The organism is Steroidobacter flavus (assembly GCF_042651805.1).
Lineage (GTDB): Bacteria > Pseudomonadota > Gammaproteobacteria > Steroidobacterales > Steroidobacteraceae > Steroidobacter > Steroidobacter flavus.
In genome coordinates this window covers 404,925-420,023 of record NZ_JBHSDU010000003.1, presented here as the reverse complement: position 1 = coordinate 420,023, position 15,099 = coordinate 404,925, and the positions used below count along the sequence as shown (strand labels likewise).

14 protein-coding genes are annotated in these 15,099 nt (G+C 62.4%); 6 read left to right on the top strand and 8 right to left on the bottom strand.

From position 1 onward, the window contains the following. The first annotated feature begins 4 nt into the window (after nt 1-4). The 3 genes from ACFPN2_RS07365 (at nt 5) to ACFPN2_RS07355 (ending at nt 1,930) form a co-directional block, all read left to right on the top strand. The gene (locus ACFPN2_RS07365) at nt 5-769 is read left to right on the top strand and encodes a type III pantothenate kinase (protein ID WP_380595968.1); all 765 of its coding nucleotides are present in this window, start codon (nt 5-7) and stop codon (nt 767-769) included. Between the two features lie 80 nt (nt 770-849). Next, nucleotides 850-1,155: a hypothetical protein gene (locus ACFPN2_RS07360; protein WP_380595967.1), complete on the top strand. Its 306-nt coding sequence runs from the start codon at nt 850-852 to the stop codon at nt 1,153-1,155. A 19-nt stretch (nt 1,156-1,174) separates the two neighbouring features. Next, complete coding sequence (locus ACFPN2_RS07355) at nt 1,175-1,930, top strand: SPOR domain-containing protein (RefSeq protein ID WP_380595966.1); 756 nt, start codon at nt 1,175-1,177, stop codon at nt 1,928-1,930. Nucleotides 1,931-1,934: 4 nt separating this feature from the next. On the opposite strand, the gene ACFPN2_RS07350 is transcribed toward ACFPN2_RS07355, so the two are convergent. Genes ACFPN2_RS07350 through ACFPN2_RS07340 form a run of 3 tightly spaced genes read right to left on the bottom strand, consistent with a single transcriptional unit; the run spans nt 1,935 to nt 5,223 of the window. After that, nucleotides 1,935-2,300: a hypothetical protein gene (locus ACFPN2_RS07350; RefSeq protein ID WP_380595965.1), complete on the bottom strand. Its 366-nt coding sequence runs from the start codon at nt 2,298-2,300 to the stop codon at nt 1,935-1,937. A 20-nt stretch (nt 2,301-2,320) separates the two neighbouring features. Continuing rightward, complete coding sequence (locus tag ACFPN2_RS07345) at nt 2,321-4,696, bottom strand: response regulator (RefSeq protein ID WP_380595964.1); 2,376 nt, start codon at nt 4,694-4,696, stop codon at nt 2,321-2,323. Continuing rightward, nucleotides 4,693-5,223 (bottom strand): YfiR family protein, encoded by a 531-nt coding sequence (locus ACFPN2_RS07340; protein WP_380595963.1) that lies wholly within the window; start codon nt 5,221-5,223, stop codon nt 4,693-4,695. The genes ACFPN2_RS07345 and ACFPN2_RS07340 overlap by 4 nt, the downstream gene beginning before the upstream one ends. Before the next feature lie 216 nt (nt 5,224-5,439). On the opposite strand from ACFPN2_RS07340, the gene ACFPN2_RS07335 reads away from it, so the two are divergent. Continuing rightward, entirely contained in the window at nt 5,440-7,473 is a 2,034-nt protein-coding gene (locus tag ACFPN2_RS07335; RefSeq protein WP_380595962.1) for a TonB-dependent receptor plug domain-containing protein, read from the top strand. Here ACFPN2_RS07335 and bluB read toward each other — a convergent pair. The 4 genes from bluB to ACFPN2_RS07315 are packed head-to-tail and all read right to left on the bottom strand — an operon-like array spanning nt 7,443 to nt 10,791. After that, nucleotides 7,443-8,114, bottom strand: a complete 672-nt coding sequence (gene bluB, locus ACFPN2_RS07330) for a 5,6-dimethylbenzimidazole synthase (protein ID WP_380600070.1) — start codon at nt 8,112-8,114, stop codon at nt 7,443-7,445. The two genes, ACFPN2_RS07335 and bluB, sit on opposite strands and share 31 nt — an antisense overlap. Nucleotides 8,115-8,155: 41 nt before the next feature. Next, the gene (locus ACFPN2_RS07325; RefSeq protein WP_380595961.1) at nt 8,156-8,764 is read right to left on the bottom strand and encodes an alpha-ketoglutarate-dependent dioxygenase AlkB; all 609 of its coding nucleotides are present in this window, start codon (nt 8,762-8,764) and stop codon (nt 8,156-8,158) included. Nucleotides 8,765-8,817: 53 nt separating this feature from the next. After that, complete coding sequence (locus tag ACFPN2_RS07320) at nt 8,818-9,570, bottom strand: ferritin-like domain-containing protein (RefSeq protein ID WP_380595960.1); 753 nt, start codon at nt 9,568-9,570, stop codon at nt 8,818-8,820. Nucleotides 9,571-9,615: 45 nt separating this feature from the next. Further along, nucleotides 9,616-10,791, bottom strand: a complete 1,176-nt coding sequence (locus ACFPN2_RS07315; RefSeq protein ID WP_380595959.1) for a hypothetical protein — start codon at nt 10,789-10,791, stop codon at nt 9,616-9,618. 315 nt (nt 10,792-11,106) lie between these two features. Between ACFPN2_RS07315 and ACFPN2_RS07310 the strand changes: the two genes are divergently transcribed. Together ACFPN2_RS07310 and ACFPN2_RS07305 are read left to right on the top strand one after the other, a co-directional pair. Beyond that, nucleotides 11,107-13,083: an APC family permease gene (locus ACFPN2_RS07310; protein WP_380595958.1), complete on the top strand. Its 1,977-nt coding sequence runs from the start codon at nt 11,107-11,109 to the stop codon at nt 13,081-13,083. Nucleotides 13,084-13,163: 80 nt separating this feature from the next. Beyond that, the gene (locus ACFPN2_RS07305; RefSeq protein WP_380595957.1) at nt 13,164-14,207 is read left to right on the top strand and encodes a sigma-54 interaction domain-containing protein; all 1,044 of its coding nucleotides are present in this window, start codon (nt 13,164-13,166) and stop codon (nt 14,205-14,207) included. On the opposite strand, the gene ACFPN2_RS07300 is transcribed toward ACFPN2_RS07305, so the two are convergent. Continuing rightward, nucleotides 14,208-15,095, bottom strand: a complete 888-nt coding sequence (locus ACFPN2_RS07300) for a glycosyltransferase family protein (RefSeq protein ID WP_380595956.1) — start codon at nt 15,093-15,095, stop codon at nt 14,208-14,210. Nucleotides 15,096-15,099 lie beyond the last annotated feature (4 nt).

Sequence of the window (15,099 nt, the reverse complement as noted above, 5' to 3'; positions counted from 1 at the left end):
CGCGATGCTGCTGCTCATCGACATCGGCAATACGCGCATCAAGTGGGCGCGTTCAGATGAACGGGGCCTCGGCCCGCAATCCGCCGCTGTGCATTCGAACTGGACGCCGGAGGATTTCGTTCAGCAGATCCTGAATTCAGGTCCTCGCGCCGAGCGCGTGCTGATCGCCAACGTCGGCGGCAAGCGCATGGGTGATCTGGCGCAGGCGGCGATCAGCTCGACGTGGCGGATCGAGCCTCGATTCGTTCATTCGCCGGCGGCGCAAGCCGGTCTTCGCAATGCCTATCCGGAGCCCGCCAAGCTGGGCGTGGATCGATGGCTGTGTCTGCTGGGGGCACGGGCATTCGAGCCACGGCCGATCTGTGTTGTCAGTGTCGGGACGGCCATGACCATCGACGGCCTGGACGCGGGCGGCCAGCATCTTGGCGGCGTCATCGTGCCGGGGCCGGATTTGATGGTGTCCAGCCTGCTGAAGAGCACGAGCGATATCGCGCATCGCGCTTTGGGCGGTCAGGCCCGCGACGCGTTATTTGCCGACAACACCTTGGGCGCGATTCAGCAGGGCGCGGTCCAGGCGCTCGCAGCGCTGGTCGACCGCGCGCTGGAAACACTCGAACAGCAGCTCGGCGAGCCGCCGGTGTTGTTGCTCACCGGTGGCGCAAGTGCCCGGCTGCAGGGGGCCATTCGCGCCCCCGGCACAGAAATTCCCGACCTGGTGCTGCGCGGTCTGGCGGTCGTCGCCGGCTTGCCGGAATCATCCGCCGCCTGATCCCGCCGGAGGCGGTGATGCGGGAGCCTTCGTGTATCATCCGGCTCGATCGAGGCGGAGAGCAATTTGAGGACGCTTGGATGGCCAGCTCGACATTCCGACCGTTGACCGCGGGCGCGGCGCTGATAGCGCTGAGCTGGTGGCCATTGTCGGGACTGGCTGCCGATGTGGCCGCTGGCAAGACCGTCTCGCAGGCTAAATGCATCGAGTGCCACGAGGCCGACGACTGGGAAGGCGAGAGCGTCGCCTCGCTGCAGAGCCTGATCAGCGATATCGTCGCCGGCAAGGTCAAGCACAAGCGGCCGTTGCAATTGACGCCGGCCGAGGTGGCGGACATCGCCGCGTACTGGGGCCAGAGCAGCCAGAAGGGAAAGAAGCGGCGTTAGCCGCTCAATATAACTACGCATGCGCGCGTTCTGTTTGCTGTTGGTGCTGGTCAACGCCCTGTATTTCATCTGGTCCTCGGTGATCGATGTGCAGGTCGGCAGCCTCGATCGCGTGCCGATTCGCGTGGCCGCGCCGCCGCCGCGCATCGTGCTCGCCAAAGAAATACAGAACACGCCGGCCCAGCAAGCGCCCGAAGAAGAGGAGGAGAAAGTGGCCGACGTGCGCGCCATCGAGCCGCCTCGCGTCGAGCCGTTGGAGTCTCCCGGCACCGTTCAGCCGCCCGTCGCTCGCCAGGAAGAAACGTTGACCTGTACCAGCGTCGGTCCCTTCGCCGATCTCGGTCAGGCATCGCAAGCGCAGGCGACGTTACGCACTCAGGGGTTCGAGCCGCGCCAACGTGTGGAGCAGGGCGAGTTGTGGACGGGCTATTGGGTGAGCGTGCGCGATCTCTCGACCCGCGACGCCGCCGAAGCTGCGCTCAAGACACTCAACGACAACGGCATCACCGATGTTTATTTGATGCCCGGTTCGGATCCGCCGAACGTGCTGTCGTTGGGCGTGTTCTCCGATTATCAGCGGGCGCAGCGCCGGGCCGAGGAAGTGCGCGCCATCGGGTTGTCTCCGCAGATCAGCGATCGCAAGCGCGCCGGCTCGGTGTTCTGGATCGATGTGGATTTGAAAGAGCCGGGTCAGAACATCGACACCAGCCTGTTCCAGGTCGGTCAGAGCCGCATCCTGCGTCTGGAATTGCGCGGCTGCCCGGCGCCAGGCTGATGGTTCAGTAACCGCTCTGCTCGCAGCACTTGGCGAGCGCATCGTCATCGTTGGCTGAGCGGGCGCATGCGATACCGGCGCGATCGGCGCGCCAATCGCCCCATTCGGCATCGCCTCCACCGAACAGATCTTTTATTTCTTTGCCGGCGCCGGCCAGGTAAGCCTCGCTGCCGCTGCAATAACGAGCGATGAAGCCTCCGGCGAGGCAATGTTGTCTCTTGTCGGGCGCGTGCGTCGGTACCTTCTCCTTCACGACTGTTTCCATACAGCTGTAAGAGGATCTGGCCGGGCGCGCCGGGCGATTGGGAATGGTCGCGCAACCGACCAGACTGATCAGCGTCAGCGCGACCAGCAGTCTGCCGATACTCATGACCCGAGTATCCGCAATCGTCAGCGACCGAGGAAGCCTGCCAGCGTGGTTTTCAACAAGGCGCGATCGATGGGCTTCGACAAATAGCCATCCATGCCCGCCGCCCGGCATTCCTCGTCGGCCCCTTTCATGGCGTGCGCGGTGAGCGCGACGATCGGCGTGCGCTTGCTGCCATTCTCGACTTTGCGAATTTCGCGCGTGGCTTCGTAGCCGTCGAGGTCAGGCATCTGGCAATCCATCAGGATCAAATCGTATTTGCCTGTGTGCCAGGCATCGACCGCGGCGCGCCCGGTGCCGACGACGTCGACCCGATAGCTCAGCTTCTCGAGCAGGCGCACCGCGACCTTTTGATTCACGATGTTGTCGTCGGCGAGCAGGATGTGAGCTTTCTTTTCGGTGAGCGCAGCCGACTGCAGTCGCTCGCCGGTGACCATGGGCTGCGATTTCAGATGCCAGACTTCAGGATGCTGAGCGAGCACCAGCTGCAGTGACGCCACCAGATCCTTCTGCGTGACCGGCTTCAGCAAATATCCGGCGAAACCGAGCTCGGCGAAGTTGTGGCTGTCCTCGCGCTGGCCGGAGGAGGTCAGCAGGATGAGGCGCGTCGCTTTCAGCGCCGGGTCCGACACGATCTTGCGGCCCAGCTCGGCGCCATCGCACTCGGGCATTTGATAATCCAGCAACGCGGCATCGAACGGCTGGCCCTTCGCGCATGCCTGATGCATCAGTTCAATGGCTTCGGCCGCGTTGCTCGCCACGGCGGGCTCGATGCCACAGATCTGCAATTGACCCGTGAGCACTTTGCGATTCGTGGCGTTGTCGTCGACGACCAGCACGCGCTTGCCACGAATCGAGATCGCCAGTATCGAGAACGCGCCGGTCACCGGATGACCTTGCTTGAAACGCGCGGTGAACCAGAATGTCGAGCCCACGCCTTCGCGACTGGTGACGCCGACATCGCCGCCCATGAGATCGACCAGACGACGCACGATCGACAAGCCCAGCCCGGTGCCGCCGAAGCGGCGCGTGGTCGACGAGTCGACTTGAGTGAAAGGTGAGAACAGCGCCTTGATGCGGTCGGCCGGAATGCCGATGCCCGTGTCGCGCACTTCACAGCGAACGAACACACCGTGCGCGTCGTTCGACAGCACGCTGATCGCGAGCGAGACCTCACCTTTGTTGGTGAACTTCACCGCGTTGCCGCCGAGGTTCAACAGGATCTGCCGGACGCGCCCGGCGTCGCCTTGCACGGCGGCCGGCAGATCCGGATCGATTTGCAATGTGACTTCCAGGCCTTTTGCATGCGCCTGCACGGACAGCAGGCGAGCCACGTCTTCCAGCGTGTCGCGCAGGTCCATGTCGTGAGCTTCCAGTTCGAGCTTGCCGGCCTCGACCTTGGAGAAGTCCAGAATATCGTTGATCACGGTCAGCAGCGCGGCGCCGCTGTCTTTGATGGTCTGCGCGTAGTCGCGCTGAGTCGGATCGAGCCGGGTCTCGAGCAACAGATCGGTCATGCCGAGCACGCCGTTCATGGGCGTACGGATCTCATGACTCATGTTGGCGAGGAACTCGCTCTTCGCTTTATTCGCGGCGCTCGCGATGGAGGCCGATTCGGTCGCGCGTCGGGTGGCGTCGGCCAATCGATTGTTACTGGTCGCCAGCTCATGCGTGCGAGCCGCGACGCGTTGTTCCAACTCGTCTCGTGCGCGCAGCAGTTCGGCGTCGCGGGCTTCGATCTGTCCCAGCATGTCGTTGAATGCGACGATCAGTCGGCCGATCTCGTCATTGTTGTGGACGTGGACGCGCAAACTGTAGTCGCGCACGCGAGTGACACTCTCGGCTGCGCGAGACAAGGCGAGAATTGGCTTGGAGATGAATCGCTGCATGCCCAGCGCCGCCAGGCTGGCAAATCCCAGTGCGCCGACGATCACCACCGCCAGCAGCCATGCGCGCTGGAGGATGCCTTCGTTCAGCTCGTTTCGATGGGCCCACAGGTGCACCGAGCCGATGAGGCCGTCGAGCACGATACCGGCCTGCACATGGACGAATTCTTTTCTATCGGCAGCCGCGGTGAGGTCGCGACCGAAGTGCGCCAGCACGCCGCCGCCCGCGTAATGAATTTCCGCCGCGACGATCGAGGAGTCGGCGCTCAACGCGGACAGCGAGCGAGTCGCCGCTTCGCGATCGTCGAAGGCCACCGCGGCGGCGCTGTCGCGAGCAGTGATCTTCGCCTGCGTTTCCAGACGACGCCACATCTCCTGTTGATCGGCGCGATAGTCGGCGACGGTCAGCACCAGGCCGGCCAGCAGCAGCGCCATGCCGGCGACCAGAATCGCCAGCATGGTGAGCTTGCTGCCGATGGGCAGCCGTTCGAACCACTGCTTCAAGGATTTCATCGCGGCCCCCGCTGCACGTCGGCGGCCAGTTTCAGCAGATCCGAGCTGATGTGCAGCCCGACCCGCTGCGCGTTCTGCACGTTGATGACGAAGCGCAGCCGGTGATTCTCGGTGAACAGTCCGATCATCCCGCCGCTCGCGGTGAAGTTCGCGGCGTCGCTGATCGTGAGCACCGCCCGTTCGACCGGCAGCGTATAGCTCGCTGCCTTCGATGCCTCGATGTAAAGAGCTTCACAGCGGGGTTCGAGCGCGGCGTCGGCAACTTGCACCGCCGCCAGCGATCGCGTGCCGACGCGTTTGCTCGCGATGCCATTGGTCAGCGCGGCGAACACGTCGTCACCGCCGACGAAGCAGATCGTCAGCGTGTCCGTGGCCTCAGCGTCAGGCCAGCTGACGAATTTGACGAAATTGAACACGTAGGCAGCTTTGAACTGATCTTCCCGTTGCTTGACTGCATCGGCACGGACGCTACCGGCGGCAGCCGTGAGGGCTGCGAGCGCCGCGACGATGTGCAGGAGGCAGTTCATTTCAATCGGAGCTTGGGTCGTTGGGTCGTGCGTCGGCGCGCACTCAATCCCTGCGCCATTGTGCGTGAGTCATCGGCCGAGTGCGCGCGGCGGAGTGCTACTCGGATCTCACTTTGCTGCATTTGCGAGGCGCCTGCCGGCCACTTAAGGAGAAGTCTTATGCACGCTGTGCTCCGATGCGCCGAAGATCACGGACATCGAGGCGAACTCGCTCAAATGACGATTAACTTAGGTTATTACCTGCGCGCACTGGCGGGCGCCGGCGCGCTTACGCTGGCCTGCGCCACCGCGTTGGCCGACGCCGGCGATCTCGATGCGCTCAGCCTCGAGCAGCTGATGGACATGAATATTCATGTGGTCTTCGGCGCCTCGAAATACGAGCAGCGCGTGACCGAGGCACCGTCGTCCATCAGCATCGTGACCGCCGAAGACATCCGTCGATTCGGCTATACCAGCCTGGCGGATGTCCTGCGCGACGTTCGGGGTTTGTATGTAACGAACGATCGAAATTACACCTATATGGGCGTGCGTGGCTTCCTGCGCCCCGGCGATTACAGCACCCGCGTGCTGGTCCTGATCGACGGTCACCGCATGAACGACAGCGTTTACGACAGCGGCTCGGTGGGGCGCGAGTCCATGCTCGATGTGGAGCTGATCGATCGCGTCGAAGTCATCCGCGGCCCGAGTGCGTCGATCTACGGCAGCAGTGCGTTCTTCGGAGTGATCAACGTGATCACCAAGCGGGGGCGCGGCGTCGATGGCACCGAGCTCGCCATCGACACCGCGAGCTACGACACTCAAAAAATTCGAGCCACCTACGGCAAGACGTTCGACAACGGGCTCGACTGGCTGGTCTCGATGACCCACTACGCCAGCGACGGCATGAATTTCTATTATCCCGAGCTCGATCAGCGGATCAGCGGCAGTCCGCTGGCCGCGAACGACGGCTTCGCCAGGGGCCTCGACGACGAAGAGGCGACGAAGTTTTTCAGCAGCGTTCGCTACGGCGATTTCGCGGCGTCGCTCTACCTGAGCGATCGTCACAAGCGGATTCCGACCGCGTCGTTCGAAACTGTGTTCGGCGATCCGCGCGAGATGACAGACGACATGCGCGGCTATCTGGAGCTGAGTTACAAGTACGCGCTGAACGACAAGGCCCGTGTGAATGTGCGCGCCTCGTACGATTCTTATCAGTACGAGGGCGACTTCCCCACGAACTATGCGCTGCTCGGCGAAGGCGATTACCAAGCCATCCTGCGAGACGAAATGCGGGGCACCTGGTTGAGCAGCGAAGTGCAACTCACCGTGCAGCCGACCGATCGGTACACCTTCGTCCTGGGCACCGAATATCGCGCCAACCTGCGTGAGTACCAGGCTTCGTACGATGAGGTTGAGCCGCGCATCTATTATGTTGACCGTGACGATACGAGCGCGGTGGTCGGCGTGTTCGGTCAGGCCGAAGCGAGGCTGCGCGATGATTTCAGTCTGACCGCGGGCCTGCGCTACGACTATTACGGCCAGAGTTTCGGCGGCACGACCAATCCGCGTCTCGCCGCCATCTACAATCCATCGCCAAACTCCGCGATCAAGGTGCTGTACGGCGAAGCGTTCCGTGCGCCGAATCCATATGAGCGTCATTACAACGCGGAGCAAGCCAATCATCCGGCGCTGCGGCCGGAGACGATCGATACGTACGAGCTGGTGTACGAGCACTATTTCAACTCGACGTATCGGTTGAGCCTGTCCGGTTATTCGTATCACATCGACGGCTTGATCACGCAGCAGGAGACGGCGGATGCCGAGCCATACTTCGAAAACCTGGACGATGTGCATGCCCGCGGGGTCGAGCTCGAGCTGGAAGGGTCGTACAAGAACGGCACCGTCCTGCGCGGCAGCTGGACGGTTCAGCGTGCCAAGGACGTGGGCACGAATCTGGAGCTGACGAATTCACCGCGTCAGTTGGGCAAACTGAGCGCGTCCGTGCCGGTGCTGAATAGCAAGCTGTTCGCGAATCTGAGTCTGCAATATAACAGCGACAGCCTGACGCTGGCGCGGACCCGCAGCCCTTCGTTCTGGACCGCGAACTTCACATTGAACACGCACGACCGGTGGTCGAAGGTCGAGCTCACTGCCGGTATCTACAATGCCTTCGATGAGGAACGCCCGTTCCCCGGCTCCGAAGAGCACGCGCAGACTGTGCTCCAGCAGGAAGGGCGGACTTACGGCGCCGAGGTCGTCGTCCGGTTCTGAGCGGCGCCGTTGTCCCAGCGGTCGACGAACATCAATTCACTCAAGGGGCGCACTTTGGCCCAGCCGGTCAGCTCCAGCATCGGCCCGGGATAAAACGCTTCGACATGACCGAGGCACAACACTGCGATAGGCAAGCTGCCGTCGGGCATGTGAAGTAACTGCGCCAGCGCGAGCGGATCGAACAGCGACACCCAGCCCATGCCGATTCCTTCGGCACGCGCAGCCAGCCACAAGTTTTGAATGGCGCACGACACCGAGGCGAGATCCATCTCGGGCAGCGTACGACGGCCGAAGATGTGTTGTTCGCGTCCCTCGCACAGTGCCGCGATCAGCAACTCGCCGCATTCGAGCACGCCTTGCACCTTGAGCCGCATGAACTCGTCGTGACGCTCGCCGAGCGCTTCCGCCGTTCGATGCCGTTCTTCTTCGACCAGACGATGGATCTGTTCGCGCAAGGCGCGGTCGGTGACGCGAATGAACCGCCAAGGCTGCATCAGCCCCACGCTCGGTGCGCAGTGAGCGGCATTCAACAGCCGCTCCAAGGTGGCGGTGTCGATCGGGTCCGATTTGAAATGGCGCATGTCTCGCCGCTCGGCGATGGCGCGATACACGCCGGCGCGCTCGGCGATGGCGCGATACACGCCGGCGCGCTCGGCATCGCTGAAGCGCAGGGTCGATTCAGTCACGGGCTCGGAACCTTGGGACGACGGGAGGCGCGAATCTTATCGCTTGCCGTGCGAAAGGTGATCGAATAACGCAATTCCTTGGTCGGCGGTACGTGATGCTGCCAGCCCCAGCGAGCTTGATCGCGCAGGATATAGGCCGAGCGTGGCGCCAGTTCCAGCGCAAACACCTGGGATTTTTTCTCCGGCGACCAGGGATACGGCCGGAAGCGCAGCCGGGCGTGGCCCGCGAGCGAGATACCCACGACCTTTTCGTAATCAGGCACGTCGCGATGCCAGCCGAGCGGCGTGCCCGGCTGATATTCCGCAACCAATGCTTGCACGAAGTCTTCCGGCTGCACGCCGAGCCATTCGGCCGCTCGCGTGCGCAACGGCGTCAGGAAATCGGGAATGGCTGGCGCGACTTTGGCTTCGAGATGCGTGTAGTCGTACGAGAAACCATAGTTCACGGTCCGTCGACGTGCGGTGTATTGCTGATATTGCGCTTCCTTGAGGGGCAGCCGGCGAATCTCGGACAGCAACGCCTGTTCTTCATCGAGAGTAATGAAGTCTTCCCGATAAATGAGACCTGGAGGCAGCGGCGGCGGAAAGATCTCGGCTTGCTTCATAGCTCCATAGTAGGGGCCGGCGCGGGAAAATAAACCACGCGCCGGCCGCCCGCTTACATCAGCTCGCTGCTTTCCCGGTTCAGCAGCGTGTACCAATTGCGGACTTTCATCAGGTGTTCCGCCTCTTCCTCGAGGGCGTCCTGAAACAGGTCGGCCATATCTTTGTGGCCCATCTGGCGGGCCATGACGATCAGCCCTTCCCAGCCTTCGTTGTCGATGAGCTCGGCGGCGAGCGCGGCGTGCAATGTTTGAGCGAGCGTGGTGCGTGGATCGCTCGCTGCCTGGATGAAGCCCATGGTCTCCACACCGACCAGGTCGGCGCAGGGCGTCTGAGCCGTCGGATCGGCGCCCAATGTTTCCAGGCACTCCTTGATCAGCAGCGCATGTCGCGCCTCTGAGTCGCGAATTTCCAGCAGTTCTTCGGGGCTGACCTTGTCCGACTCCGTGGTCTGCGCGACTGCCTTGGCGCATACAGCGTCATACAGCCGCGTGCCGCCCCGCTCGAAAGCGAGACGTTCGGCGAGCTTGTCGATAAACACTTGCGGCCGCCGCCCGGTCAGCATTTTCGCGCTGCTCTTCGCTGCGCCCTTCAAGATGGCGGGCGCGGGCACCGATCCCAGCGGATCGGCGGCGGCGATGTACTCCAGGCGTGTCGCGGACAGCGCTTCGCCGTCCCGAAGCGACACTTGGTTCTCAGACTCTTCGAGGAGCTCGTTGGCTTCCAACATTTCCTCGGCATGATGCGGCGACATTTGCAGGCCGGTGCGATTCTTTCCCAGGCGGGTGGCAGCGGTGGACTCTGGCATGGTGATCTCCCGTCGTTGGCTGATGATTGGCTACGTCGATGGACGTCACGCCGCGCGGACCTTGATTCGCGACACTACTTCGCCGCCCGGACGCCACGCGTAACCGGCAGCGACAGTCTCCGAAGGCGAGCCTTCCGAGTTCAGGCGATTGCGATAGTCGATCGATTCCTGCGGCTCTTCCTCCAGGTTGACGAAATCGGCACCCTTGGCGCGCAGATCCACTTCGTTGGCGAGCGTCGCGCGCACGAACTCACGCTGACTTGCGAACTTGATCGGTTCAGGCAGGCGCTCGCCGACAATTTCCTGCGGATCGCGGCGCTCGTGTTTCTTGAACAGCTCGGCGACCAGATGAAAATGCCCCAGCTCGTAATTGAGCATGCGCTCCCAGAGCGCCTGCAGGCGGGGATTGGATTCCTGTTGCACGCAGCTGTAGTAAGCGTACGTTTCCATGGCCTCGTGCAACAGCCAGTTCTCCAGCAGCGACTGGGACGGATCGAGTAACGATTCGTACTGAGTGACGTGCTGCTCTTCGATCGATGCGATCTCCGCATACAGCTGGCGCGCGACGGGATCGGCGAACAGCGGGCCGATGTTCATGTAGTAATCGTGGGTCTGGTGCTCCGCTGCCGTCAGTGTCAGCGCATTCAGCTTGGTGAGCGGAGCGGCGGTGTTACGATCGAACGGGCGACGCAGGTCGTTCTCCGGTGAGCGATGTTCGACGACCGTCGGCCGGCCCGGCAGCACGTCCGTATAACTCTGCAGAATATTGTTTGAATCCTTGCCTTCGAGCCGATCGAGCAGCGCCGAGTAGCGGTACATGTGATCGAAATCCTCCAGCAGCCCGTACCGATAGACCTGCGCCAGATAGGGATCCGGCTCGTTCTGCGCCAGTGCCGCCGTGACTTCGATGGCGACCTGCTCGTAGCCGATGGTTGTCTCCAGCGGCGAGTGATCGGCGCCGAGCAACCAGTTGACCATGGTCGCCTGGTGCTGCTCGACTCGACGCACTTCGGCGAGCGGTCTGCGCAGCTCGAGATTGAAACGCGCGGCCGCGTGCCCGAACCGCAATGCCTCGACCTCCAGGCCATTCATCAGGATGACCCGGACGCGCGTGAAGGCATCGTCATCCAGCTTGCTGATGGGTTGGCCCGCCAGCTCCCGCCACGTGAAGCGCTGCTGGTTGAGAGGCGTGCCGCGATCTTCGAACAATGACAGTGTCATGAGGCTTCCTCCAAAGCGGTGAGAACACCCAATCGCTCGGGCGACACTTGGTTCCAAGAAATATTCGTTCCGACCTCACGCGCTCGCGGCGCGGGCCGCCAACGCACTGCTCGAACGATGCGCGGTGCCCTCGAATTCCTGTATGTCATGTGAGCTGATGATGCGTGCGCATTCGATCGACGGGCGTGCTCGCAGGCGCAATGCCGAGCCGCGCTGAAGCGTTCAGCGATCTGTTGTATTCCGATGCGGGAATAACAAAAGTTAACGCGGTAACTCACGCCGGAACTCTCACTTCGAGCGCGGCCTTACTGGGCCGTGTCGTTACGCAGTTTGATCCTCGGGCGTCGATTGGCGAATCGCGAGTTGCGCGAGCGCAGGATCGGCGCGTTCGAGGGTGTGCCGGCGATGGGTCTCGATGGGCTCGGCTCATCGTCGTACGGCCCGGAAGCTGCGCTCTCAGTGCTGATTCCGCTGGGCGCGGCCAGCTTGAGTTATATCGGCTGGGTGATGGCGCCCATTGTCGGTCTGCTCGCCATCCTGTTTGCTTCGTATTGGCAGACGATCCGCGCCTATCCCCACAACGGGGGCGCTTATATCGTCGCGAAAGAGAATCTGGGATCGAATGCCAGTCTGCTTGCGGCCGCCGCGTTGATGATCGATTACGTGCTCAACGTTGCGGTGGGAATCTCGGCGGGTGTAGGCGCGCTGGTGTCGGCAGTTCCAGCGCTGCACGACTACATGTTGCTCTTGTGTTTGTTGATTCTGGCGTTCATCACCGTGATGAATCTGCGCGGTACGATCGATGCCGGGCGCATGTTCGCCGTGCCAACCTACACTTTCGTCATCAGCTTCGCGCTCATCATCGCCGTCGGTGTTTGGAAGGTGTTGATGGACGGCGGCAATCCGCAACCCGTGGTGCCACCGCCACCGCTGGCCAAATCCGTTGAAGCCGTGAACGTGTGGCTGTTGCTGAGAGCATTTGCTGCCGGCTGTACCGCGATGACGGGTGTCGAGGCGGTGAGCAACGGCATGACCGCGTTTCGCGATCCGACAGTGAAATACGGTCACCGTACGCTGACAGCGATCGTCGGCATCCTGGGCGCGCTGTTGATTGGCATTGCCTATCTCGCAACGGTTTACAAGATCGGTGCGATGGATCAGTCGCAAGCGGGTTATCGCAGCGTGCTGTCGCAGCTCGCCAGCGCGGTCGTGGGCGATGGCCCGTTGTACTACGTCGCCATCGGCTCGTTGCTCTGTGTGCTGGCGCTGTCGGCCAACACGAGCTTCGTCGACTTTCCTCGTCTATGCCACGTCGTCGCGCAGGATGGCTTCTTGCCACGACCGTTCGCGGTGGCGGGGCATCGATTGGTGTTTTCTGTCGGCATTCTGTACCTCGCCATGACCGCCGGTGCGCTGCTGGTGGTGTTTGGAGGAATTACCGATCATTTGATCCCGCTGTTCGCAGTCGGTGCGTTCGCCACGTTTACGCTGTCGCAGAGTGGCATGGTGGTGCACTGGTTACGTCTGTTGCGTAAGCCCGCGCCGGCACAAGAGCGGCGCCGGCACCGGATGCATCTGGCGATCAATGCGGTTGGCGCGGTGACGACCGGCGTCGCACTCATCGTGATCGTGGTCGCGAAGTTTGTCGGCGGCGCATGGATTACGGTAATGATCGTTCCTGCCGTCATCCTGCTGCTCAAATCCATCAAGCATTACTACGAGAAAGTGGCCGCACGCACGCGACAGCCGTCGCCGTTGCAGGTGGCCGGCGTCGAGCCGCCGGTCGTGCTGGTCACGATCGACGATTGGAATGCGCTGGCGGAGAAGGGCGTGGCGCTGGCGTTGAGCTTGTCGCCGCATGTTGTGGGGGTTCATCTCGCGCAGCTGGAGGGACCGGACTCAGAAGATCGGCACAAAGAATTGCACGAGCGCTGGGAGCAGAATGTAGCCGCGCCCTGCCGGCGTGCCGGGCGGGCACAACCTATGTTATGCATTTTGCAGGCCCAGTACCGCGCCATTCACGTGCCCATTCTGAAATTGTCACAGGAGTTACAAATAAACCATCCCGGACGGGCGATTGCCGTGCTGATCCCGGAGCTGATCAAACAGCGCTGGTATCAGCGCTTGTTACATACACAGCACGCGCGCTATCTGCGTCGTAAGTTATTGGAGCATGGCGGGTCGTTGTTGACCGTCATCGAAGTGCCCTGGTACCTCGAGGAGGTGCAGGCGCTGGAACCGCGGCAGGGCGGCGCAGCTTATGTGAATGCCGAACGCGGCAATACCGGATAAATTGCTTGTGCGTTTGCGACAGTGAAGTCGCCCCTCTCACCCAGGCCTGATCTCGCAGGCCTCGATCCAACGGAGTCGCAGTGACCGTCAATACCTCCGCGGCTGACCTCTGGACCGGTCGCGGTTCGTTCCGGCCCGAAGACGCGCGGCATGACTCGGACGACGAGTTTCGGCCGAGCGGACTGGGTCGATTGCTCGGCGGCTGCGCGTTGATGACGGAGTTGTTTCATCGCTTGCAGCGTGTGGCGCCCACCGGGGTTAGCGTGCTGCTCACCGGCGAGAGCGGTACGGGTAAGGAGCTGGTTGCCGAGACCATTCATTGCTTGAGCGCCGGGCGCGAAGAACCGTTCGTCGCGGTGAACTGCGGCGCCATTCCTTCCACCTTGGTGGAAGCCGAGTTGTTCGGCTACGAGAAGGGCAGCTTCACCGGAGCGGTCCGCTCGCAGGCAGGCTATTTCGAGCGCGCCGGGCGTGGCACATTGTTTCTCGATGAAGCGGGCGAGATGCCGCTCGACATGCAAGTGAAGTTGCTGCGTGCGTTGGAGTCACGACGTTTCTATCGAGTCGGCGGCGAGCGGGATATTCCGTTGCAAGCCAGAGTGGTCGCGGCCACCAATCGACCGCTGGCCGACGCGCTGGCGGAGAACAGATTCCGCGCCGATTTGTTATATCGACTCGCGGTCTTTCATCTGCACATTCCCGCGTTGCGCCGGCGTGGCGAAGACGTGTGCCTGCTGGCCAGGGTCTTTCTGAACCGACTCAACGAGGCTGAAGGTGCGAGCAAGGAGTTCTCGGTCGACTCGCTACGCTACCTGAAAGAGCACAGCTGGCCGGGCAATGTTCGCGAGCTGTGCAACACCGTGCAGCGGGCTTTCATTCTCGCCGACGACGAGATCGATCTGCGCGGCGCATCCGAGTGCGGCGCCGACGTTTCCGAGGTGAGCGCGGTCGCGGACTCGGAAGTGACGTTTCGACAAGGAATGTCGCTGTCCGCCGTGGAGCGCGTGGTCATCAAGGAAACATTGCGACGCTGCTCGGGCAATAAGACACGGACGGCGGCCGTGCTCGGCATCAGCGTCAAGACACTCTATAACAAGCTCAACGAGTACAGCGCGCTCGACTGATCAATGCACCCGCTGCGCCAGCTCGTCGTGCACCTGTTCGATGACGGTGGCCCAGTCGCCGACGGCGGGCTGACGAAACAAGCGCATCGTGGGATACCAAGGCGAGTCGTCGCGGCCGTGCATCCAACGCCAATCGGCATCGTGAGGCAGGAGCAGCCACACCGGCAGACCGAGCGCACCGGCAAGATGGGCGGTCATCGTGTCCACCGTAATGATGAGATCGAGCAGTTGCATGCGAGCGGCCATTTCCGCGATGTCGCGGGAGGCGATCGGTGCGGCGGGCAGAGCACAGGTCGCCGGCGGGAATTGCAGACTGAACCAACGCACGCTGCGCAATGTCGCCCAGGAGCTCAGCTCGGCGGCACTCAAAGATCGCTTTGGATCCCACTCGCCGGCCGACCAGCACACCCCGACACGCCGACGGTGGGAGGGCGCTTTGGCGACCGAGGCCGGTACATAGATGTAAGGCACTGGGCCGGGAAGCTCGTTCATGTCGAGCCGCAACGCGTGCGGCAGCTCCATGATCTCTACATCGATATCGTAGTCCAGGCCCGGGTTGCCTTCGTGCAGAGGCAGAATTCTGTCGATGCCGCGCGCGGTCTGTAGCAGCTTGATGAGCGCTGGCTGCACCCACAAAGTGATTTCGGCGGCTCGCAGGCGGGGATGAGCCAGCAGTCTCACGAACTGCAACGTGTCGCCGAGCCCGTGATAGCAGCGGACGAAGATGCGCCGACCTTCTAGCGGCTCGCCATTCCAGATGAACTGCTCATGCCGCGGCAGATGCGTGCAGACATCGCCACGACGAACACGCTCCTGTAGCACGGTGTCGCTGATGGTCCAGGCTGAGCCGAAGTCGCCTCGGCGCATGGCGTCGGTCCATATATCCACGGCC